The sequence below is a fragment of the Terrimonas alba genome (genome assembly GCF_042434975.1).
In the GTDB taxonomy this organism is placed as follows: domain Bacteria; phylum Bacteroidota; class Bacteroidia; order Chitinophagales; family Chitinophagaceae; genus Terrimonas_B; species Terrimonas_B alba.
In genome coordinates this window covers 194,381-215,776 of the sequence record NZ_JBHMQM010000005.1, presented here as the reverse complement: position 1 = coordinate 215,776, position 21,396 = coordinate 194,381, and the positions used below count along the sequence as shown (strand labels likewise).

At 40.6% G+C, this 21,396-nt stretch carries 19 protein-coding genes; 15 read left to right on the top strand and 4 right to left on the bottom strand.

From position 1 onward, the window contains the following. Positions 1 to 159 precede the first annotated feature (159 nt). Positions 160 to 918 carry a hypothetical protein gene (locus ACFEL9_RS15850; protein ID WP_385891983.1) on the top strand — a complete coding sequence of 253 codons (759 nt, stop codon included), beginning with the start codon at positions 160 to 162 and terminating at the stop codon, positions 916 to 918. 1 nt (position 919) lies between these two features. Here ACFEL9_RS15850 and ACFEL9_RS15845 read toward each other — a convergent pair whose 3' ends face one another. Both ACFEL9_RS15845 and ACFEL9_RS15840 read right to left on the bottom strand, forming a co-directional pair. Beyond that, complete coding sequence (locus ACFEL9_RS15845) at positions 920 to 2,713, bottom strand: acyl-CoA dehydrogenase FadE (protein ID WP_385891980.1); 1,794 nt, start codon at positions 2,711 to 2,713, stop codon at positions 920 to 922. Positions 2,714 to 2,762: 49 nt separating this feature from the next. Next, on the bottom strand, positions 2,763 to 3,203 hold the full coding sequence (locus ACFEL9_RS15840; protein WP_276502550.1) for a MarR family winged helix-turn-helix transcriptional regulator: 441 nt from the start codon (positions 3,201 to 3,203) through the stop codon (positions 2,763 to 2,765). A gap of 83 nt (positions 3,204 to 3,286) precedes the next feature. Here ACFEL9_RS15840 and ACFEL9_RS15835 point away from each other — a divergent pair, with 83 nt between their 5' ends. From ACFEL9_RS15835 to ACFEL9_RS15825, 3 genes are all read left to right on the top strand, one after another. Continuing rightward, the gene (locus ACFEL9_RS15835; RefSeq protein ID WP_385891977.1) at positions 3,287 to 4,114 is read left to right on the top strand and encodes an alpha/beta hydrolase; all 828 of its coding nucleotides are present in this window, start codon (positions 3,287 to 3,289) and stop codon (positions 4,112 to 4,114) included. 29 nt (positions 4,115 to 4,143) lie between these two features. Continuing rightward, positions 4,144 to 5,265: a glycosyltransferase gene (locus tag ACFEL9_RS15830; protein WP_512701511.1), complete on the top strand. Its 1,122-nt coding sequence runs from the start codon at positions 4,144 to 4,146 to the stop codon at positions 5,263 to 5,265. Positions 5,266 to 5,396: 131 nt separating this feature from the next. Beyond that, the gene (locus tag ACFEL9_RS15825) at positions 5,397 to 6,485 is read left to right on the top strand and encodes an ABC transporter permease (protein ID WP_385891973.1); all 1,089 of its coding nucleotides are present in this window, start codon (positions 5,397 to 5,399) and stop codon (positions 6,483 to 6,485) included. Between the two features lie 9 nt (positions 6,486 to 6,494). Here the strand turns inward: ACFEL9_RS15825 and ACFEL9_RS15820 are convergent, their stop codons facing one another. After that, positions 6,495 to 6,959 (bottom strand): Lrp/AsnC ligand binding domain-containing protein, encoded by a 465-nt coding sequence (locus ACFEL9_RS15820; protein WP_276502546.1) that lies wholly within the window; start codon positions 6,957 to 6,959, stop codon positions 6,495 to 6,497. Positions 6,960 to 7,435: 476 nt separating this feature from the next. Here ACFEL9_RS15820 and ACFEL9_RS15815 point away from each other — a divergent pair, with 476 nt between their 5' ends. Then, complete coding sequence (locus ACFEL9_RS15815) at positions 7,436 to 8,365, top strand: DUF3078 domain-containing protein (RefSeq protein ID WP_385891971.1); 930 nt, start codon at positions 7,436 to 7,438, stop codon at positions 8,363 to 8,365. A 75-nt stretch (positions 8,366 to 8,440) separates the two neighbouring features. Here the strand turns inward: ACFEL9_RS15815 and ACFEL9_RS15810 are convergent, their stop codons facing one another. After that, positions 8,441 to 8,986, bottom strand: a complete 546-nt coding sequence (locus ACFEL9_RS15810) for an energy transducer TonB (RefSeq protein WP_385891968.1) — start codon at positions 8,984 to 8,986, stop codon at positions 8,441 to 8,443. 195 nt (positions 8,987 to 9,181) lie between these two features. Here ACFEL9_RS15810 and trmB point away from each other — a divergent pair, with 195 nt between their 5' ends. From trmB to ACFEL9_RS15760, 10 genes are all read left to right on the top strand, one after another. Beyond that, a complete protein-coding gene (trmB, locus tag ACFEL9_RS15805; RefSeq protein ID WP_385891965.1) occupies positions 9,182 to 9,838 on the top strand; it encodes a tRNA (guanosine(46)-N7)-methyltransferase TrmB in 657 nt (218 codons plus the stop codon). Continuing rightward, the gene (locus ACFEL9_RS15800) at positions 9,822 to 10,022 is read left to right on the top strand and encodes a C1orf53 family protein (protein WP_385891963.1); all 201 of its coding nucleotides are present in this window, start codon (positions 9,822 to 9,824) and stop codon (positions 10,020 to 10,022) included. Before trmB ends, ACFEL9_RS15800 begins: the two co-directional genes overlap by 17 nt. A gap of 623 nt (positions 10,023 to 10,645) precedes the next feature. After that, positions 10,646 to 13,192 (top strand): glycosyltransferase, encoded by a 2,547-nt coding sequence (locus ACFEL9_RS15795; protein WP_385891961.1) that lies wholly within the window; start codon positions 10,646 to 10,648, stop codon positions 13,190 to 13,192. A 5-nt stretch (positions 13,193 to 13,197) separates the two neighbouring features. Beyond that, the gene (locus tag ACFEL9_RS15790) at positions 13,198 to 14,979 is read left to right on the top strand and encodes an ABC transporter ATP-binding protein (protein WP_385891958.1); all 1,782 of its coding nucleotides are present in this window, start codon (positions 13,198 to 13,200) and stop codon (positions 14,977 to 14,979) included. A gap of 7 nt (positions 14,980 to 14,986) precedes the next feature. Further along, positions 14,987 to 16,213 (top strand): glycosyltransferase, encoded by a 1,227-nt coding sequence (locus ACFEL9_RS15785; protein ID WP_385891956.1) that lies wholly within the window; start codon positions 14,987 to 14,989, stop codon positions 16,211 to 16,213. A gap of 15 nt (positions 16,214 to 16,228) precedes the next feature. Continuing rightward, positions 16,229 to 17,140 carry a polysaccharide pyruvyl transferase family protein gene (locus ACFEL9_RS15780; protein ID WP_385891953.1) on the top strand — a complete coding sequence of 304 codons (912 nt, stop codon included), beginning with the start codon at positions 16,229 to 16,231 and terminating at the stop codon, positions 17,138 to 17,140. Further along, positions 17,130 to 18,062 (top strand): phosphotransferase family protein, encoded by a 933-nt coding sequence (locus tag ACFEL9_RS15775; RefSeq protein WP_385891950.1) that lies wholly within the window; start codon positions 17,130 to 17,132, stop codon positions 18,060 to 18,062. The genes ACFEL9_RS15780 and ACFEL9_RS15775 overlap by 11 nt, the downstream gene beginning before the upstream one ends. 107 nt (positions 18,063 to 18,169) lie before the next feature. Further along, positions 18,170 to 19,048 (top strand): phosphotransferase family protein, encoded by an 879-nt coding sequence (locus tag ACFEL9_RS15770; RefSeq protein WP_385891948.1) that lies wholly within the window; start codon positions 18,170 to 18,172, stop codon positions 19,046 to 19,048. A gap of 10 nt (positions 19,049 to 19,058) precedes the next feature. After that, complete coding sequence (locus ACFEL9_RS15765; protein ID WP_385891946.1) at positions 19,059 to 20,237, top strand: hypothetical protein; 1,179 nt, start codon at positions 19,059 to 19,061, stop codon at positions 20,235 to 20,237. Further along, on the top strand, positions 20,234 to 21,394 hold the full coding sequence (locus ACFEL9_RS15760; RefSeq protein ID WP_385891944.1) for a hypothetical protein: 1,161 nt from the start codon (positions 20,234 to 20,236) through the stop codon (positions 21,392 to 21,394). The genes ACFEL9_RS15765 and ACFEL9_RS15760 overlap by 4 nt, the downstream gene beginning before the upstream one ends. Positions 21,395 to 21,396 lie beyond the last annotated feature (2 nt).

Genomic DNA, 21,396 nt, shown 5'->3' with positions numbered 1-21,396 from the left:
CACTCGCAACCGTTTGCGTATTATTACCTAAACATCCTCACAGTTTTACTGAATTTTAGTATAAACCATTAAAAGAAAGCACTATAAAGATAAAAAGGCCGTTTCTTTATGGTGAAGATCGGGTGTTGATGTGTACCTATCCTAACGAAAACCAATTTTATGTCTCTATTTAATTGGATGGGCCTATTCGCAACTATTGCTTTGAGTGCGCCCATTATTATGCTCCTAATAAACCGGCTTGCCTGGTACAGAAGTTTCCCTGCATTATTCTTTTACTATGTCCTCGTATTAAGTTACATCATTATGCTACTTGGCTACGTAAACGTGGGCAAGACATTTATGAACCGGCTTGGCGTAATTAATAATTTATTAGATGCGCCGCTGATGTTATTGTTCCTGGTATACTTTAGTAAAACTGTCTTTTTTCGAAGAAAAATGATTTTAGTGGCAGCCGGCTTTATTGTTTTTGAAGCTATTGTTCTCGCATTATATGGATTTAATTCTACAGCTACCACTATTATACTAGCGCCTGGCCTGATATTGGTGCTGACAATCTCAATATTGTTTTTTGTGCACCAGGTAAAAATTGCAGTCGTCTATCACAAAGCAATTGGCAAAGCCATAATGGTTGCCGCTTTACTTTTTGCTTATGTCGGATATTGTTTTGTGTACGTGGTATACTATCTCATACAACCTGTCTATAAACACGATGCGCATCTTGTTTATTTTCTTATCACTATTTGTTCCTGTATTGTGATGACAACGGGAATTTTCATGGAAAGAAAAAGGGTCAACCAACTGACTGAAATTAAAACTACCCGCAGGGAACTGAAAGCTATATACGGGGGTCAGGAAGAAAAGCCAAAAAAAATGACTGCTCCGCTAGAAGCAATCATTATCAATTTCAGTAAAAAATAAATTAAAAACAGTATTTACCTTCTGCAACCATCTTATCAGCCAATCTTCTCCTTGCATCTTTTGTATTGAATGGTTCAGCTTTGGTAAAGCGTTTTAATCCCATCAATATCATTCGTTGCTCATCACCATCAGCAAAAGCGTTAATAGCGTCTTTCCCTGATTTGTTTACCTTATCAGCGGCATCATATAAATAAGTCCGCATAATATCCTGGTAAAGCTGCGTAGCAGCATCACCCTGCTGATCGGTCATTTTCATTACCCGCAATAAAACACTCTCTGCATTGAAAGTTTCGATAGCCATATCAGCAAGATTCATCAATACTTCCTGTTCACCTTCTATTTTCATCATCAGTTTTTGAACAGCGGTGCCTGCCGTCATCAGGATCGCTTTCTTCAAATTGGCAACCAGCTTTCTTTCTTTAGCAAATGGTGTTTCATCTTCGCTTCCAAAATCAGGAATGCTCATCAACTCTTTTTGCACTCCCATGGCCGGCCCCATCAAGTCCAGTCTTCCACCCATCGCTCTTTTCAAAGTCATGTCAAGTGTCAATAGCCGGTTGATCTCATTAGTGCCTTCATAAATCCTGTTGATACGGCTGTCCCGGTAGGATCTTGAAATATTATATTCAGCACTGAAGCCATTACCACCATGTATTTGTACTCCTTCATCTACCACGTAATCCAAAATTTCGCTACCATACACTTTTAACATGGCACACTCGATAGCATATTCTTCCGCTGCTCCCAACAACGATTCATTAAATGGTTTGCCTGCGGCCAACAGTTCTTTTTCTTTCTCATCAACCCAATTGGCCGTGCGATAGAGGGCAGATTCAGCTACAAAAACTTTAATCGCCATTTCTGCGAGTTTGTGTTTGATAGCACCAAAATTGGAAATGGGCTGTTTAAATTGTTCTCTTGTTTTGGCATATCGAACCGACTCTGTCAATGACCTCCTGGCGCCACCGGTAGCAGCAGCACATAATTTCAACCGGCCAATATTCAAAATATTGAAGGCGATTTTATGGCCTTTACCGATTTCTCCCAGCACATTTTCAACCGGCACTTTTGCATCCTGGAAATAGAGTTGAACAGTCGAAGAACCTTTAATACCCATTTTATGTTCTTCAGGGCCCTGGGTAAATCCTTCAGTTCCTCTTTCTACTATAAATCCTGTAAACTTGTCGCCATCCACTTTGGCGAATACAGTGTATACTTGCGCAAATCCACCGTTGGTAATCCAGCATTTCTGTCCATTCAGAATATAATGCTTTCCATCATCGCTCAATTTTGCTGTTGTTTTTGCACCCAATGCATCACTTCCACTGTTGGGTTCTGTTAATCCATAAGCACCTGCCCACTCACCGGTAATTAGCTTGGGAATATATTTTTGCTTTTGCTCGGGCGTACCAAAATATAAGATCGGTAATGTACCAATACCAGTATGTGCCGCAATAGCCACCGAAAATGAGTGGCCGGCACCCAGGTATTCATTTACTATAGTGGACGTAACGAAGTCTTTTCCTAACCCGCCATATTCTTCGGGAAAAGAAACTGATAGTAACCCTTGTTCACCAGCTTTTGTAACCAGCGATTTCATCAGGCCCGGTTCCAGGTTGTCAATGCGATCCAAAATAGGATACACTTCTACATCGAGAAACTGGTTACACATGTCCCTGATCATTCGCTGTTCCTCAACAAAATTTTCAGGCGTAAAGGTTTCAAAGGGCGAAGATTCTTTGATAAGCCATTCGCCTCCTTTCAATGTCTTTTTGGCTTCTGTGGCAGCACTCATGTTATGTAAGTTTAAAGGTTTAAGGTTTGTATTTTATCTGTCCGACTCTCTACTTCAGGTTGTCGTACACAATTTGTAATACTTCTTTGCACACATCTATCTTATCCGGTGAAACGCTTTTCAATGCTTCGTTCAGCGTTTCGTCAGCTATTTGCATCGTTTCTTCTTCCAGCTTTTGCGCATTTTTGGTCAGGTAAATCAAATTGATCCGCCGGTCATTTTCCGATGCCACTCTTTTTACCAGGTTCAGTTTTTCCAGGTTATCCACCAGACGGGTTATGCTGGGCTTATCCCTGAAAGTAGCATTGCATAATTGTTGTTGACTCCGTCCGTCTTCTTTCCACAAATGATATAATACACTCCATTGCTCGATAGTGATATTGAGCCCGGCATTGTTGAATTTTTTTTGCAAACGCCGGGCTATGGCCGTGGATGCCTTACCGGTTACAAAACTGTATAGTTCTCCTTTCTTAAAATGGTTGTTTGACATATAGTTGTTTGTGCAACTATCCAAAAATAATATTATTTTCGAATAGTGCAACTATATTTCCGGCAAATTTTATCAGCTGAATAATGCAAGAATGGCTACTTCATTATAAATCATCGCAGATCAATTGTTACAAATTTGGTAACGGTGAAAAAATAGCTGTGTGCTTTCATGGCTATGGTGAAGATGGCAGCATGTACCGGTTCCTGGAAAAGCATGCTGGTGATCAATACAGTTTTTATTCCATTGACATGCCCTTTCATGGAAAAACACAATGGAATGAAGGATTAATTCTTACTCATATGGATTTGCAACATATAATTGCGGAGATGTTGGGGGAAAATAAACAACGACTGGAAACCGGTAACCTGCGACTTTCTCTTGTCGGTTTCAGCCTCGGCGGTCGCATTGCCCTGAGCCTTTACCAGGCGCAACCCGGCAGCATTGAAAAACTTGTCTTATTGGCTCCGGACGGGTTAAAAGTGAATTTCTGGTATTGGTTGGCCACGCAAACATATCTGGGTAATAAACTTTTTGCCTTTAGTATGAAACATCCCGGTTGGTTTTTTGGATTTATCAAATTGCTCAATAAGCTGGGCGTAGTCAATACCAGTATTTTTAAATTTGTGAACTACTATATTGGAAATTTTGAGGTAAGAGATTTGCTATATAAGAGATGGACTACTTTAAGAAAGTTAAAACCTAATCTGCATCGAATAAAAAAATTTGTCCGTCAATATAAAACACCCGCCCGGTTAGTGTATGGAAAATATGATCGCATTATTTTGCCAATCAGGGGTGAAAAATTTCAGGAAGGCATTGAAGAGTTTTGCACGGTTTCTATCATTCACTCCGGCCACCAGGTCTTGCATGAAAACCATGTGGAAGGAATTATGAATGCACTGGCATATTAACATGCAATGATTAGATTTGCTTTCCCCGCATGATACTCGTGTTCGTTTTTATATTATTTTTCATCGCCTACAGCATTATGATCCTATTCTTTTGGCGAAGCTGGAATTCCATACCAGTCCCATTACCTGCAACTGGTTCCGATGAATATCATACCGCAATTTCAGTAATCATTCCTGCCCGAAATGAAGAAGAACACATTGGAAAGCTGTTAAGAGCATTGGAAAGCCAAACTTACCCGAGGCATCTTTTTGAGATCATTGTAATTGACGATCATTCAACAGACAAAACCACTGAAATTGTTTTGCAGTTTCCCGGAGTAAAATTGTTTCAACTAAAAGAAAACAAAATCAATTCCTACAAAAAGAAAGCGATTGAAACAGGTATTGCCGCTGCCTCTAATGAATTAATTGTAACAACTGATGCAGACTGTATTCCCCCGGCAGCATGGCTACAAAGCATTGTCTCATTCAGGGAAGAAACCAATGCTGGTTTTATTGTTGCACCAGTATCCTTTAACTGCAACTCAAAACCTGTGGAGGTTTTCCAGGCAATGGATTTTATGGTATTACAGGGAATTACCGGAGCTTCAGTTTATAAAAACACACTGTCTATGTGCAACGGCGCCAACCTGGCATATGAAAAAAAACTGTTTACTAAAGTAGGTGGCTTTAAAGATATCGATCATATTGCTTCAGGCGATGATATGCTATTGATGCATAAGATCGCAAAAAAAATCCCCGAGCGGATTTTCTACCTTAAGGCAAAAGATGCTGTTGTAAGCACCCGGCCCATGCCCACCTGGAAGCAATTTTTAAATCAACGCATCCGCTGGGCCAGCAAAGCCACTTATTACGACGATAAAAAAATAATTGGAGTTTTATTGCTGGTTTATCTTTTCAATTTTTCTTTTCTGATTTTATTGATTGCCGGTTTTTGGAACCACTTCTATTGGATCATTTTCTTAATTGGGTGGGCGGCAAAGACTTCCGTAGAGCTACCCTTCTTTTATTCGGTCGCTAAATTTTTCAATAAACAATGGGCTGTAAAATTCTTTTTCGTCTTTCAACCGCTGCATATTTTTTACACTATCTTTTCCGGTTTATTGGGACAATTTGGCAAATATGAATGGAAAGGTAGAAAAGTAAGCTAAGACATCGCATGACACAGAGAGACGAAAATCTATTCTTAAACCCCAGGCATATTTGAAAAATGTTTACAATTGTTTTAATACACCTTTACTCCTTTTCTCTTTCAGGCTCTTAGCTTATCTTCCCCCTGTTCATGAATAGTCATTCCATATCATTTCAACAGGCGGCGTGGAAACGCCTCCGGAAAAATAAAGGGGCGGTATTTGGCCTGACCATTATTATTCTCTCCATCGTTGTCGCATTATTTGCTTATTTCATTGCACCCGATCCATCACCTTATGCCAATCGGATTATTTTGGAAATAGGAGGCAATAAACCCGGTTTTGAGCAAACATTTATTAAAGTAAAAAAGGATGTTTCTGCCAATCAAACCGGCTTCTTTGAACGTCTAATAAATGGTAAAAAAGACAGTTACAACTATGTTCCGATAGTGAGCTTTAAGGAAACCGAGGATAGCATTATTGTTCAAAAATATATTGATGAAGGCTTGAGTGAACGCCAATCATTTGCCAAATCACAAACTGCTGATGAACCGATAGACCAGGCAACATATACGCTGGGTACAGATAAATTTGGCCGGGATATACTTAGTCGTCTCGTTGTAGGCACAAGAGTCAGTTTAAGCGTTGGGCTTATCACTATTCTCATTTCTCTTTCTATTGGTTTGGTATTGGGCTCATTGGCCGGATACTTCCGCGGACGAACAGATAATATAATCATGTGGTTTATTAATGTCATTTGGAGTATACCTACTTTATTATTGGTATTCGCAATCACCCTGGCTTTGGGCAAAGGGTTTTGGCAGGTATTCATAGCTGTTGGACTGACTATGTGGGTGAATGTAGCAAGGCTGGTAAGAGGCCAAGTATTAGCAGCCCGTGAATTAGAATATGTAGAAGCAACAAGAGCCCTGGGCTATTCGCATTTCCGAACAATAGTCAGGCATATCTGGCCCAATATCATGGGACCGGTTATGGTAATTGCCGCATCAAATTTCGCCTCCGCAATTGTGATCGAAGCGGGCCTGAGCTTCCTGGGAGTCGGTGTTCAGCCACCACAACCCAGTTGGGGGTTGATGATAAAGGAGAACTATAATTTTATTATTACTCAAAACCCCATGTTGGCACTGGCGCCGGGATTTGCAATCATGTTATTGGTGTTGGCCTTTAATTTATTGGGCAATGGCCTGCGTGATGCTTTGAATGTAAGAGGAAGAATATAAGCTGGCCTTTTAAACTACTTTCACATTCCGGCTAAAACTCTCATCCAGGGAAATAAAAGTTTCTGTTCTTTCAATCCCTTTTATTTTTTGCAGTTGATCATGTAACACAAATCTTAATTGTGTAATATCCTTACAAACGATTTCAGCAAACATGCTGTAGTTACCAGTCGTATAATTCAACCGGACAATCTCGGGTATTTTTTGAAGATCTTTTGCTACCGTATCATATAAAGAGCTTTCTTTCAGATATATTCCGATAAAAGCAATAACATCATAACCCAACTGCTTCAGATCGGCTTTAAGCCGTGTGCCCTTTACGACACCGGCCTCCTGCAATTTCTTTATACGAACATGAATGGTACCCCCGGAAACAAAAAGCTTCTTACCCAGATCGGCATAAGAAATTTCCGCATTCTCCATCATATGGTGAATTATATCCAGATCAAGTTTGTCGAGGTTTAATTTAGCAGACATTTTAGAGGGCTATTTTAAAAAATTTTCATTGAATAATGCAAATATTTAAACAAAATCTATTATTTCAAAATAATTGTTGAATAATTTGGAACAAAAAGGACAATCGTCCTATATTTGTCTTATCAAAGTTCTTTAACACGGATTACAAGATACTTAAAACTAATCCGGCATATACTGTGGGGTGATGAAATTTTCGGCAGACATGCCCTCTCGTCTCGGGGGTGAGGATCACGGAATAAACGTAGCATAGAGCCGACCGTCAGGCCGACCAGGATTGACCACTAAAACTTTGTGCTATAGCTAACCGCCTCGTGGAGGTTCGACCCCTCCCCCTACAGCTCTCTCTTTTCTCATGTGATTGTTAGGTCCCGATGTCTATCGGGATTTTTTTTGCCCCTACTTCAGCAACAGTCATAATGCATTGTCTTCAAGTCGTTTTCAGGAACTAGTTTTGCTCAAATAAAAATCTTAAACCAATGAGAAAAATAGTTTTGACCCTTGCCTTATTCTCCGCCATCACAACCTCCGCACAAGACGCAACCGTTAAAGAATTAAAGAAAGAATCCGAAAAGTCAATCAAAAAGGATCCTAATGATACTACTTCGAAAACCTGGAAAAAGGGCGGGCTATATGGGCTCAATGTATCGCAGGGATCACTGAGCAATTGGGCGGCCGGCGGTGATGATTTTTCACTTTCTCTTAATTCTGTACTGAACCTCTTTGCATTTTATAAAAAAGACCGGCATAGCTGGGATAACACTTTCGACTTTAATCTTGGTTATGTAAAAACAACCAGCCTTGGCAGCCGCAAGAATGACGATCGGATTGACTTGCTTTCAAAATATGGCTATGCCTTAAATCCCAAACTAAACCTGGCAGGTTTAGTCAACTTCAGGTCTCAGCTGTTCAAGGGTTATACCTATGACGGGGATGGTAATAAAACATTAGCTTCCGCTTTTCTTTCACCTGCCTATATTTTGGTGAGCCCCGGTTTGGATTACAAGCCCGCTTCCAGTCTTTCTATTTTCGTTTCACCCATTACAGCCAGATGGACCATCGTAAAGGATGATTCATTATCTGCGAAAGGACTGTACGGCGTTGATCCGGGCAAACACTCAGAAGGAGAATTCGGCGCCTTTGCGTCTATTAATTTTCTGAAAGAGTTTAATAAAAACATCACTTATAAAAGCAGGTTGGATCTTTTTTCCAACTATCAAAACAATCCTCAAAATGTCGATCTCTTTTTTACGAATGTTTTGAATGTAAAACTTTCAAAAGTGTTGGCCCTGACTTATAGCCTTGACATGATTTATGATGATGATGTCCGGCTGTTTGGAAAAGATAACAACCATGCAGCCTTACAGGTCAAATCTCTTGTAGGAATTGGCTTATTGGCAAAATTCTGAGTGAATTAAATAAAATTAGAAGAGAAAGCCTTTGCCAGGCTTTCTCTTTTTTACACCTCAACTCTACCTAGGGTATCAGCTTTCTTCTAAACGGTAATTTATAGGCAGCGTACGCCATGTTTTCACATTCTTTCCTTTTATTTGTCCGGGAGTCCATTTCGGCATTTTGGACACTACTCTTATGGCTTCTTCTTCCAAACCATAGCCAATCTTATTCCCCACCGTTGAAACATTGGTTACATTTCCATTTTCATCCACACCAAACTGTACCTTAACTACTCCCTCCACGTTGTTATCAATGGCATCCTGCGGGTATTGAATATTATTGCTGATATAGTTTTCCAATGCAGTCTGACCACCTGAATAGGCAGGCAAAATCTCAGTCCGGTTATAATAGCCCAATTTATCTTTCTTCATTTCTGATTTTGGGTCACCTTCATCAACACCGGTACCGGTACTGATCTTACCCGATTTTTTAGCCCTGGCTACCGGAGCAGTTGACGTCATAGTGGTATCGGCAGCCACCTCCTTGCTGTCCGATGTAGAATTATTTGCCGAATTCTCATTATTGCAGCTTGTAAAAATCATCGCCCCGATAAAAAAAGCCCAGGCATTTCCCAAACAAAGTTCTTAATATATTGAAATTCATATGATTTATTTTAATGAAAAATTAGCATGTGAATAGTAATCCAATTAAAATGCCATAACATTTCGCGACCTGAATGGCTAGATTTTGACAATGGCTTGAATTACCTTTGCCGGCTTATGGGTCAAAAAAAATTAGTCCGTTTTGAGGAGTTAAACAGTTTTCCCAACGTGCTGCAATTTCCAGCTGATATGGCAGGCAACTGGAGTTCATTTTGGAAAAACGATCATCCAATTACATTGGAGCTTGCCTGCGGCAAGGGAGAGTATGCGGTTGGTTTGGCCCGACTCTATCCTGACAGGAATTTTATCGGTGTCGATTTAAAAGGGAATCGGATTTGGGTAGGAGCAAAAAAGGCTTTGCTTGAAAAATTAAATAATGTTGCCTTCTTAAGAACGCAAATCGATCAAATTGACAGCTACTTTTCCAATAATGAAGTAGAAGCAATATGGATTACCTTCCCCGATCCGCAATTACGAAAGTCCAAAGCAAAAAAAAGATTAACGCATCCAAAGTTTCTCCGGCTATATCAAAAGTTTCTTGTTCCCGGTGGTCTTATCCATTTAAAAACGGATAGCCCGGAATTATACCAGTTTACAAAGCTGGTGATTGATCTGTACAATTGTCCAATACATGCCAACTATGATAATGTTTATTCTCAACCAGCTATTACGGATGAACTTCGGATAAAGACGCATTATGAATCATTGGACATCGCAGGGAGCAATCGAATTCACTATGTATGTTTTTCATTACCTGATCAACTGCCCGGAAAGGAAAAAGATGAATTGCTAAAAAAAATTCTCAAAGATGAGCCAGTGGATTGAAGGTGTCCATTATATAATTGAAGACGGTCTGATAGTTCTGACCGAACAGTTTCATTTGGAAAGAGGATATTGTTGCGGTAACGGATGCAGGCATTGTCCTTTTAATTATAAGAACGTCCCCCAACCAAAGCGAAGTGAGCTATTAAAAAGCAAAGACCCAACAAACCTGGGACCGAACCAATAGTAAAATTACGATGCTGACTTCTCCACCAAATCTTTCAAATCATTTGATCATATTTTTTTAAAGTTTATTTAATAAAAAACAGGAAACTATATTATTATATAAATATATTTTATACTTTTAGTCCTCTTAACTCTTCTGATTAATCCACATCCTTGCTAGTATAAATCCTATATATCCAATACCGGATTTATGTTTAAGCCATCCAAGTAAAATAAAGTTCAATTAGTAGGTGATCCATTTTCCTGTGTGTCTTCTCTGCAAGGCAATTAAAGGCTTTTTTACTAATGCTTAGCAGTTTTTTATGTGTATTATCCTTGTAAGTCTGCCTTTTCCTAAACAAGTTGAGATGCCCCACCCGGAGCATACCTCAGTATTACCAAAACTTTGGTTCCTACGTTTCACTAATCGATGCGCTGGGTTTACCCCTCCTTTAGGATTAGAAGGCGACTCTTCTCTTAAGAAAAAAGTTGGAGGAACTGCGAATAGCCCGTTTTGGCACTACTTATTTTATCTCTATTCATAACTGACAGCCATTTAAATAATTGTCCTCCTAGAGAAAACTATTTATATCCTGGAATTGCTCAATCGAATTAAACAAGCATCACCTAATCAAGGACGATAACATGGTACCATCAAGCACAGTTACCCCCAGCTATCCCAGTGTCGAAAAAAAGTCGGCAGTGGTTATACACCCCACTTTACATTTAGATAAAATTGAAGTCAGAGGAAAGTTTTTTTATCATAATAACCATAAGTTTTACGTAAGAGGCGTGACTTATGGAGCTTTTAAGCCAGATTCAAATGGAAAAGAATATACCGACCTGGAACAGGTAGATCGTGACTTTGCTATGATGGCGGCAAATGGAATCAATACGGTGAGAATTCCGCATACAACACCACCAAGAACGCTGTTAGACCTGGCTCTTAAACACCGGCTTAAAGTAATGATAGGGCTCTCTGCTGAACAATATATTGGTTATGTCATTGATAAGAAGAAAAGCCCAAATATTTTCGACATAATTCGGGAAAAAGTGAAATCCTGCGCCGATCACCCTGCGTTATTATGTATAGCACTTGGCAATGAAATACCAGCAAGAACCGTCAGGTGGTATGGTCCGAAAAAAATTGAACGTTACCTTAAAAAGGTTTACCAGACCGTAAAAGAAGTAGCTCCTGAATCTATAGTTACTTACGTTAATTATCCAACCACAGAATACCTGCAACTATCATTTTTGGATATTATTTGCTTCAATGTCTATCTCGAGCAAAAAGAACAGCTTGAAAAATACCTGGCGAGACTACAAAATATTGCAGGTGATAAGCCTTTGCTAATGGGAGAAATAGGTTTGGATTGTTTAAGAAATGGAGAATACAAACAATCGGAAATACTGGATTGGCAAATCAAACTTGCATATAAGATGGGTTGTGCTGGTTTATTTGTTTTCTCGTGGACAGATGAATGGTTTAGGGGCGGTGAAGAAGTTTACGATTGGGCCTTTGGGCTTACCGATAAACAAAGGAGGCCAAAGCCTGCGCTGGAAACTGTAAGAAAAGCCTTTGGTCATTTACCACTTACTGCTAACGCCGATTGGCCATTTTTTTCTGTTGTAGTATGTACCTACAACGGCTCCCTTACAATTCGGGAATGCCTGGAAGGTCTTATGAAGCTCAACTATCCATTTTATGAAGTTATTGTGATCAATGACGGCTCAACAGACAAAACTGCTGAGATAGCTGAAGAATTTGATGTGAAGCTTCTTAATACCCCCAATAAGGGCTTAAGTGCGGCTAGAAATCTGGGCGCCTTGCAGGCCAAAGGGGAAATTATCTCCTACATTGATGATGATGCGATACCGGATCCCGACTGGCTTTTGTTTTTGGCCGCTACCTTTAATCAGACTTCCTATGCAGCAGTTGGCGGACCCAATATTGCGCCAAATGATGTTTCTTTGATAGCTGACTGTGTTGACCATTCACCGGGAGCTCCGTCACATGTATTAATTACAGATGTTGAGGCAGAGCATATTCCGGGCTGCAATTTTTCTATTCGTAAATCCGCAATAAATAAATTAGGTGGCTTTGATGTGCAGTTTACGACGGCAGGGGATGATGTTGACATGTGCTGGCGGATTATAGAGGCGGGCTGGAAGATAGGATTCAACGCAGGTGCTATGGTTTGGCATCATCGGCGAAAAACAGCAAAGTCTTACTGGAAACAGCAGGTCGGTTATGGAAAGGCAGAAGCGTTACTGGAGCGAAAATGGCCGCAGAAGTATAATAATATTGGCCATAAAACATGGGGACGGATTTATAGTAACGGAGAAATCAAAACTCCTTTTTTTAGAAAATGGCGGGTATACCATGGCGAATGGGGACAGGCACCTTTTCAATCGGTGTATGGATCTTCTTCCCTGAATCACTTAGCGATTTTGCAAATGCCAGAATGGTACCTGTTGTCAACAGCCCTGCTATTGGTTACGGTATCAGGATTATTTTGGTATCCCATGCAATATTTATGGCCTGTTGCCTTAATCGTTACATTATTGCCGATGGCGCATGTAATGTATAATGTTTCTAAAATCACAAGAAAAAAAGGCAGGAAACCCTTGTTAGAGGAATTACGGTTTCGCTTCATTACTATATGGTTTCACATTATCCAGCCAATAGCCCGGTTACTCGGACGCTTTAAAAATGATCTTACCCCCTGGCGCAATTATGGAAAAGGCAACTACGCCATTCCAATATCTCAGAAGGTAAACGTCTGGTGTAATAACTGGGTGTCGCCGGAAGAAAGGCTGGAGCATATTGAATCAACACTAAGGTCTGAGAACGCTTGTGTCGAGCGAGGTGGGATTTATTGCAGGTGGGACTTATTGATCAAAGGGGGTGCACTTGGATCGATCAAACTTTTTATGGCCGCCGAAGACCATAATGAAGGACGTCAATTCCTGCGTTTTCGCTTTACGCCCAGACTTTCGCTAACAGCCATGTGTTTATTATTTTTTGTAACCGCATTGTTAACCGTCGCACTGGCATATGGATCCGCTATTCCGGCTATCATCTTTGGAGTTGTCTTTTTTCTACTATCACTGCGTGTCCTGGAAGACTACGGCAGAGCCTTTTATATTATTAAAACAGTTATAAAAAACCAGGGACATCTGATAAAATAGTACTTATGAAAATTCCCGATCTGTCCATATTAAAAAAAGTATTGTTGAGGGCAAAGCCTTACTGGTTGAATATTGTTGCCATTTTTGTATTAAACCTGGCTGCGGTACCTATCGCTCTCCTGGCACCTATTCCTTTAAAGATCATAGTGGACAATGCTTTTGGTAAACAACCCATGCCCGGGATAATTACCTTCTTTTTCCCGCAACATTTTGACTTTAGCTTTTCCGCCATTATTCTGACGGCCACCATACTGATGATACTGATCGAATTACTCGGTCAGCTGCAAGGTCTTTTAAGCTGGCTGATTCAATCATACACTGGCGAAAAATTAGTATTGTCTTTAAGAACGTTGTTATTCAATCATGTGCAACGATTATCGTTATCTTATCATGATAAAACTGGAGTTTCGGATTCTCTTTACCGCATTCAAAACGACGCTACCGCTATTAAGAACCTGGTAGTTTCTGGCTTATCGCCCATCATTACTTCCCTGCTCACACTTATAGGAATGCTATACGTGATGACGACCCTGGACTGGCATTTTACATTAATAGCCGTATGCGCCATACCTCCGTTAATGCTATTAGCCCGTTTTTCCAGAACCAAACTAAAAAATCAATGGCAGGAAGTAAAACGATCTGAGAGTGCCGCGATGTCCGTTATCCACGAAACACTATCGGCGCTGCGGGTGGTTAAAGCATTTGTCAGGGAAGATTACGAAGAGCAAAGATTTGTCAATCGTTCCAATGATGCATTAAAAAATCAAATCAAGGTTGTTCGCTATTCCGGCATCTTTGATGTGGGCATAGGTTTAGTATTAGCTACCGGCACCGCTTTGTTTTTATATTTCGGCTCCATGTATGTTCACCAGGGAAAAATAACCTTAGGTGAACTCATATTAATAATGGCTTACCTGGCGCAGTTCTTTTCACCGCTGAGAACCATCACCAAGCAATACACTAACCTTCAATCGGCCTTCGTTGGCCTCGAAAGGGTGTATAGCCTGATCGATAAAGAGAAAGATGTTGAAGAACATCCCAATGCCAGGAAGACCAATAAGATCAACGGCTCGATAAAATTTGAAAATGTCTCTTTTGAATACAACAAGGGAACACCCGTTCTACAGGACATATCATTTGAAATCAAACCGGGTCAGCAAGTTGGCATTATGGGATCAACCGGTTCAGGCAAAACAACTTTGGTAAACCTGTTGGCAAGGTTTTACGAACCAACCCGCGGCCGCATTATTGTCGACGGAACAGATATCCGGGAATATAAGGTAGCTGATTTCCGATCCCAATTCAGTATTGTTTTGCAGGAACCTGTCTTATTTTCAACAAGTATAGAAGAAAACATTGCTTACGGAAAACCTACGGCCGGTAAAAAAGAAATTCATGCAGCAGCAAAAGATGCGCATGCTCATGAATTTATTTCCCATTTTCCTAACGGCTACCAATCTAAGGTAGGTGAACGGGGGATGCAGTTATCAGGAGGTGAAAGACAAAGAATTTCAATTGCCCGTGCTTTTTTAAAAAATTCTCCCCTGCTTATTCTTGATGAGCCCACCAGCTCCGTTGACATCAGAACGGAGTCGCTGATCATGAATGCGACGAGAAAGTTAATGGACGGCAAAACCACTTTTTTTATTACGCACCGGCTGGATGCATTGGCACATTGCGATCTTGTTATCCACCTGGAAAAAGGAAAAATTGTCGACATCATATATAACGATCATCCCGAATGGTTGAACACCAAAATCAACTCATTCAGGGAAAAAGCAATTTGACCCATTTATGAGAATTATTGTAACCGGCCTTATTGCCCAGCATTACACCCTGGCAGGCGTAACCTGGGATTACCTTCAATACTGTATAGGATTGAAGCAACTAGGCCATGATGTCTATTATTTCGAGGACTCGGGAGAGTGGCCCTACAACCTTGATGGCGGACCTGCAGGAGACGATTGGGTAGAGAAAGATTGCGATAAAAACATTTCTTATCTAAAAAAACTTTTTGACCGATATGAATTGAAAAACCGGTGGGCTTATCGTTTCCCGCTTAAAGACAAATGGTATGGATTGAGTGACCAGAAGCGACATGAGGTACTGCAAACGGCAGACATCCTCATCAATGTTTCCGGAACACTTGAAAAACCGGAAAAATACAGGGCTGTCAAAAAAATGATTTATATAGATAGCGATCCTGGTTTTACACAAGTAAAATTAAAATTGGGTTATGAAGAGTTTTCAAAGAGGGTGGCCCTTCATGATTGCCATTTCAGCTTTGGTGAATGTCTCGCGGAGTTTTTAAAAGATGAGAAATACAATTGGCAACCTACCCGCACGCCTATTGTATTATCGGAATGGATCAATCATAAATCGCATAGTAACCGGTTCACCACTATTATGAATTGGACAAGCTACAAACCGATGGTGTTCGGGGGAAAAAGTTTTTACCAAAAGGATGTAGAGTTTATTAAATTTCTTGAGTTAAAGAGAAAGTTGAAAGATATTCATTTCGAAGTAGCACTCAGCAGGCTTCAACATAAAAACTGGCAATCTGTTTTGCCTGATCATTTTGCCGGGAATAATGATAGAGAACTTTCATTCGGTACGCCTGCAGATCTTTTAGCACATTATGGATGGGAAATTGTTGATCCCGCTGTCCGGTGCGGCGATATAGACGCTTACCGTGATTATATTTTTTATTCAAAAGGCGAATGGAGTGTTGCTAAAGGTGGCTATGTGATTTCCAAGCCCGGCTGGTTTAGCTGCCGCTCTGCTTGCTACCTGGCGGCTGGTCGCCCGGTTATTGTACAGGATACGGGTTTTGATAAAGTATTGCCAGAGGGGGAAGGTATTCTAACTTTTAATAACCTTGAACAGGCCGTTGATAAGGTTCGTGAAGTGGAGGCTGATTATACGCTACATGCAAGAAGAGCCAAAGAAATTGCTGTAGAATATTTTGATGCCGCGAAGGTGTTGCAGCAATTAATTGAAAAGTCAAATACGGCTTATTGATCAATAATAACGTTTATGAGAGTTTTATTAGCAGGATGGTTCAGTTTTGATAATATGGGAGCAACGGCAGGTGATATGATTGCCCGGGACATTATTTGCCAGTGGCTCAATGAAGCGAACATAGAATATCGTGTCGCCGATTGTCCGGCCTTTCCTTATACAGGCGGGATAGACTGGAAAAAAGCCAATCCCGGCGAGTTCACAGATTTGTTATTTGTGTGCGGGCCTTTTGGAAATGGATGGCCGGTTACTGAAATGTTAGCTCATTTTTCGAATTGCAGGCTGACAGGTGTTAACCTCTCTTTGATGGAGCCGCTTGCAGTATGGAACCCATTTACACTGCTGTTAGAACGAGACAGTTCAAAAACAACCAATCCCGATATCACCTTTTTGGGTCCATTACCGGCGGTACCGGTAGTTGGCGTCATCTTATCACACAAGCAAAAAGAATATGGATCACGATCTTTACATGATGAGGCCAATAAAAAAATTGAAGAATTACTAAATACTGTCGAGGTTGCCCGGGTATCCATTGATACTTCGTTGCTGGATAATAAGGGTGGATTAAGAACAGCCGGCGAAGTGGAGGCGATGATCGCCAAAATGGATCTTGTTATTACCACCAGGCTGCATGGAACCGTACTGGCTATCAAAAATGGTATTCCGGTGATTCCAATTGACCCCATTGCAGGCGGCGCTAAAATTTCACTACAGGTAAAAGAATTGGATTGGCCAATTTTATTTAATGCTGCTACACTCGACGAAGTATCGTTATCTACCGCTTTTCAATACTGTTTGTCCAGAACCGCTCATGCCAAAGCGTTGGAATGTGCAGAACTGGCCGGCAAAAAAATAAAGACATTGAAAGAAACCCTTTTATCAGACTTGTTACAATTATCCGGTAAAGAATTAGCTTATGGAAATTAGTACCTTACCCAATACTGAATTGCTCACTGCGCATTTGTCAAAACTATTTTCGGCAAATGCACCAGCAACTGTTGAAATAATTTCACGCTCTCCATTCAAGGGTAGCAGCACATTTCCTGCAGAGATTATTAGTTGTCAGCTTTCAGATGGACGGGTAATAAATCTTTTTGGAAAATATTTAGCTGGCCTCGGGCCAAATAATCATGGTCATAGAGGAGGAGTAGAATATGAAATAAAAGTTTATGATGAAGTGTTGAGAGACCTTCCGTTAACGAAAGTAAATTTTTGGGGCAAATGCTATTTTAATGAAACAAATGAAACACTACTCCTGATGGATTTGCTGCAGGACAGTGCATCATTGAAAGGTAACCCGGATATTACATTATACCTGAAAGCTGCATCGTGGATTGCACAAATGCATCATTTTTTTGAAAACAAAGTTCCTTCCTTTGTAAAGAGGTATGATCAGGACTATTATTTTATTTGGTTGAAGAGAATGGAGGACGCTCCTGAAATCCTGTCCGCACAACCCTGGCTGGTGGATGTTATAAAATTCTTCCGTCAAAATATTGACATCCTGTTGAAGGCGCCCCAAACATTGATTCATGGCGAATATTACTCGAAGAATATTTTAATAAAAAATGGAATTATTTACCCGGTAGACTGGGAATCGGCAGCTTATGCTCCGGGTGAAATTGATTTGGCAAGTATTATTGAAGCAAGGAAAGAAGAAGTCGTTGAGCATATCAGGGAAAGTTATGTCGCCAGCCGGTTCACAGGTCTTGAATTTGATGAGCAGGCCTTCGAAAAAAGGCTTTTAATGGCCCGGCTCTATTTGCATTTTCGGTTTTTCTTCCCTAAGAAAGAAGAGTGGAGATATGATCACATTTATGCATTGGCAAAAAAACTGGAAATTTTTTAGGCTTTATGAAATCAAACGGCGCTTTTTTATTTCCCGAAACTGAAAACCTGAATTCGCAATTCGAAAAATTTGTGAATAAGGTTCACTTGCCTTTTCAAATGAAAAAAATGGTGAGAAGGAAAAAATTTGATTATCACAGCACATCACCGGCAGAAATCATTACCTGCAGTCTTGATAATGGCCAGCTGATTCACCTGTTTTGCAAGTATGCGGGAAACCACACACAATTTTCCAATGGTCACCGCGGTGGTGTTGAATATGAAACCAAAGTTTATCAAAAAGTTTTGAATAGACTTTCATTGAGTTCACCCAGGTTTTACGGAGCTTACAAAGAGAAGAATAAGAGTTGTTTAGTTATACAATATTTAAAAGGATCCAAACTATTAAAGGATGATCATGATCCGAACCACTTCGCCAGTGCAGCTGCATGGATAGGTAACCTGCATAGAATTTATGCGTCCAATCCACCTTCATACATCAAAATATATGATAAGGCGTATTACTCGATCTGGTTAGACTCTGTAGAAAAAATAGCCCATGCGCTTCATAGCAAATATCCATGGCTGACGGGTGTGTGTGAATGGTTTAAGGAAAATATGCACTCGCTTTTAAGCAGTCCACAAACTTTTATACATGGCGAATATTATACAAAAAACATATTGGTACGACGGGGGAATATATACCCGATCGATTGGGAGTCTGCAGCTATCGGGGCAGGCGAAATTGACCTTGCTAGTTTGATAGAAGGATGGGATTACAAAAGACAAAGAACTGCAGTGAAAAAATATATTTCGGCCCGTTGGCCAGAAGGCAATTTTTGCGAACAAGAATTCAGGCAACGGCTGCTTATGGCCAAGATTTACTTCTTTTTAAGATGGACTGGTGAGTATGACGATCCTGATTGCTGGAGAGACCGGACAAATTGGTTCAAAAATTTTTACGGGGAGATTAAAAAAGCCGGCTACAGGCAGGTTGTGACAGCTTAATGCAAAATCTATGGCAACTATCATCGTTGGTGCATATATGGTCAGGTATCCGCTGGGAGGTATGATGTCATGGGTCTTTCAGCACCTTGCCGGACTCAGGGCATTGGGGCACGACGTATATTTTGTAGAAAAATATGTATACGATAATTCATGCTACAACCCGGTTACCCGCAGCATGAGCAATGACTGCAGTTACGGCATCAAAATGACCAACAACCTCCTGGCACTAAGCGGACTTCAAAACAAATGGTGCTTTGTGGATCACCAGGATCACTATCATGGATTATCCAAAACAAAAATTGAAACAATTTTTAAACAAGCAGATTGCTATATCGACCTGGGTATGCAAAATGGATGGGAAGAAGAAGCGCAGGCTTGCAAATTTAGAATACTGATAGATGGTGAACCGGGTTTTTCACAGATTAACTATTTCAACAATGATGAAATGGTTTCGCGTTACTCCCGTTACAATTATTTTTTTACCAACGGTTACAATATTGGTCGAACAGATAATATCATTCCCACTGGTGACATTCATTGGCGGCATATGTATTCCCCGGTCGACACTACTTTTTTTAAAACAGGGGCAGCTCCCGCTAAAGAAGCACCTTTCACAACGGTAATGAACTGGCAATCTCATAAGCCAATTTCATTCAAGGAAAAAAAATACGGGCAAAAAGATATTGAGTTCACAAAATTTATTCAACTACCAACTTTAGTTGGAGCCAATATGGAAGCTGCCGTCTCCGGAAAAAACATTCCGTTTGACCTGCTCAGAAATTATAAATGGAATATAGTGAACGGTACATCGGTGACGATGTCTTACCAAAACTTCTGCAACTACATTGAAAATGCGAAAGCGGAATTCAGTGTATGCAAAAATGTTTTTGTGGCATTAAATACAGGCTGGTTCAGCGATAAAAGTGCAGCCTTTCTTGCCTCGGGCAGACCCGTTGTCTTGCAGGATACCGGCTTCAGTGAGCATTTGCCCTGCGGGATGGGATTATTTGCTGTTACTAATGTGGAGGAAGCCGTCGTCGCAATCAACGAAATAGAAAACAATTGGCATAAACATTCAAAGGCCGCAAGGGAAATAGCAATAGCATGCCTGGATGCAAAAGTGGTATTAAAAAAAATGCTGAATGAGGTAAGCGAACCTACTCTGGAAAAATATAAACTCGTTTTATGAAAGTTACAAATATTAATTCAAAAATTGTCGATGGCTATATCAGGGCATCCGCCGATGTGATTTGGGAACAAGCGAAAAAACAGCCGCTCAATTTTTTCGTGGAGGCGCCTGAAAAATATGAGTCGGCGCTGTGGGCCGATCCGAACGCAGTTTTATTGGCTGTTTATTTAGCGGCCTGGCACGCCGGTGAAGAAAGAATTCAGATTGATGAACCCATTTGCCCGGTATTATTTCAAAATTTGAAAGTAGTTGTTCCCGTATTTAAAAGTTGGTACCATGACATTCCGCATGCCGCACCGGTAATCGAACCGACGGCAGGATTTAAAGTGTATGATTTTAATGCGAAGGAAAGCCTGGGCTTGTTGTCATGCGGGATCGATTCCCTGGGAACACTGAGATGGAATAAATTAAATATTCCCAATCAGCACCCGTTATCGATTAGTGCCGGTATGACGATAGGCTATCATAACCATACGGAATCGGGAAAGGATCGGGCCGAAAGAATCATCAATGGCCGTTTGACCACCGCAAAAAAAGTAGCAGACGATGCTGGTATTGAACTGATCCCCGCCCTCACCAACATTAAATTTCTTGACAAAGATGGCTGGTTCTATACTTATAAATCGCTGGGTGCATTGCGGAGCGCAGTAGCTTGTTTTTTCAGTAAAAGATTTCACAGCACTTATATCGCTACCAATCACACACCGGTTTCTATTTATCCATGGGGATCTCATCCATTGCTGGACCAATACTATTCTACTTCTTATTTCCGGGTTATTCATCATGGTGTTGATCTTACAAGGTTAGAAAAAGTGGCAATGGTGGGAGATTGGAAAACCGGCCTTGACAACATCCGGGTTTGTCAAAATGATGATGACGGAGTATACAATTGCTGCACTTGTGAGAAATGCATTCTTACCATGTGTGAATTAGAAGCTCTCGGCAAATTGAAAGATTCGGCCGCATTTTCTGTCAAAGAACTTACTCCTGAATTGCTGGAAACGATCCGAACTTATGATATGATCTATAACGATTTTCAGGTGGATTTCTATGAAGAGATCATGCCGGCATTAGAAAGCAGGGGTAGGGCAGATCTTGTCAATGTCCTGAAATCTGTTTTAGATGATTACAAGCAAAAGAAATTAATTGCTTCGTAACA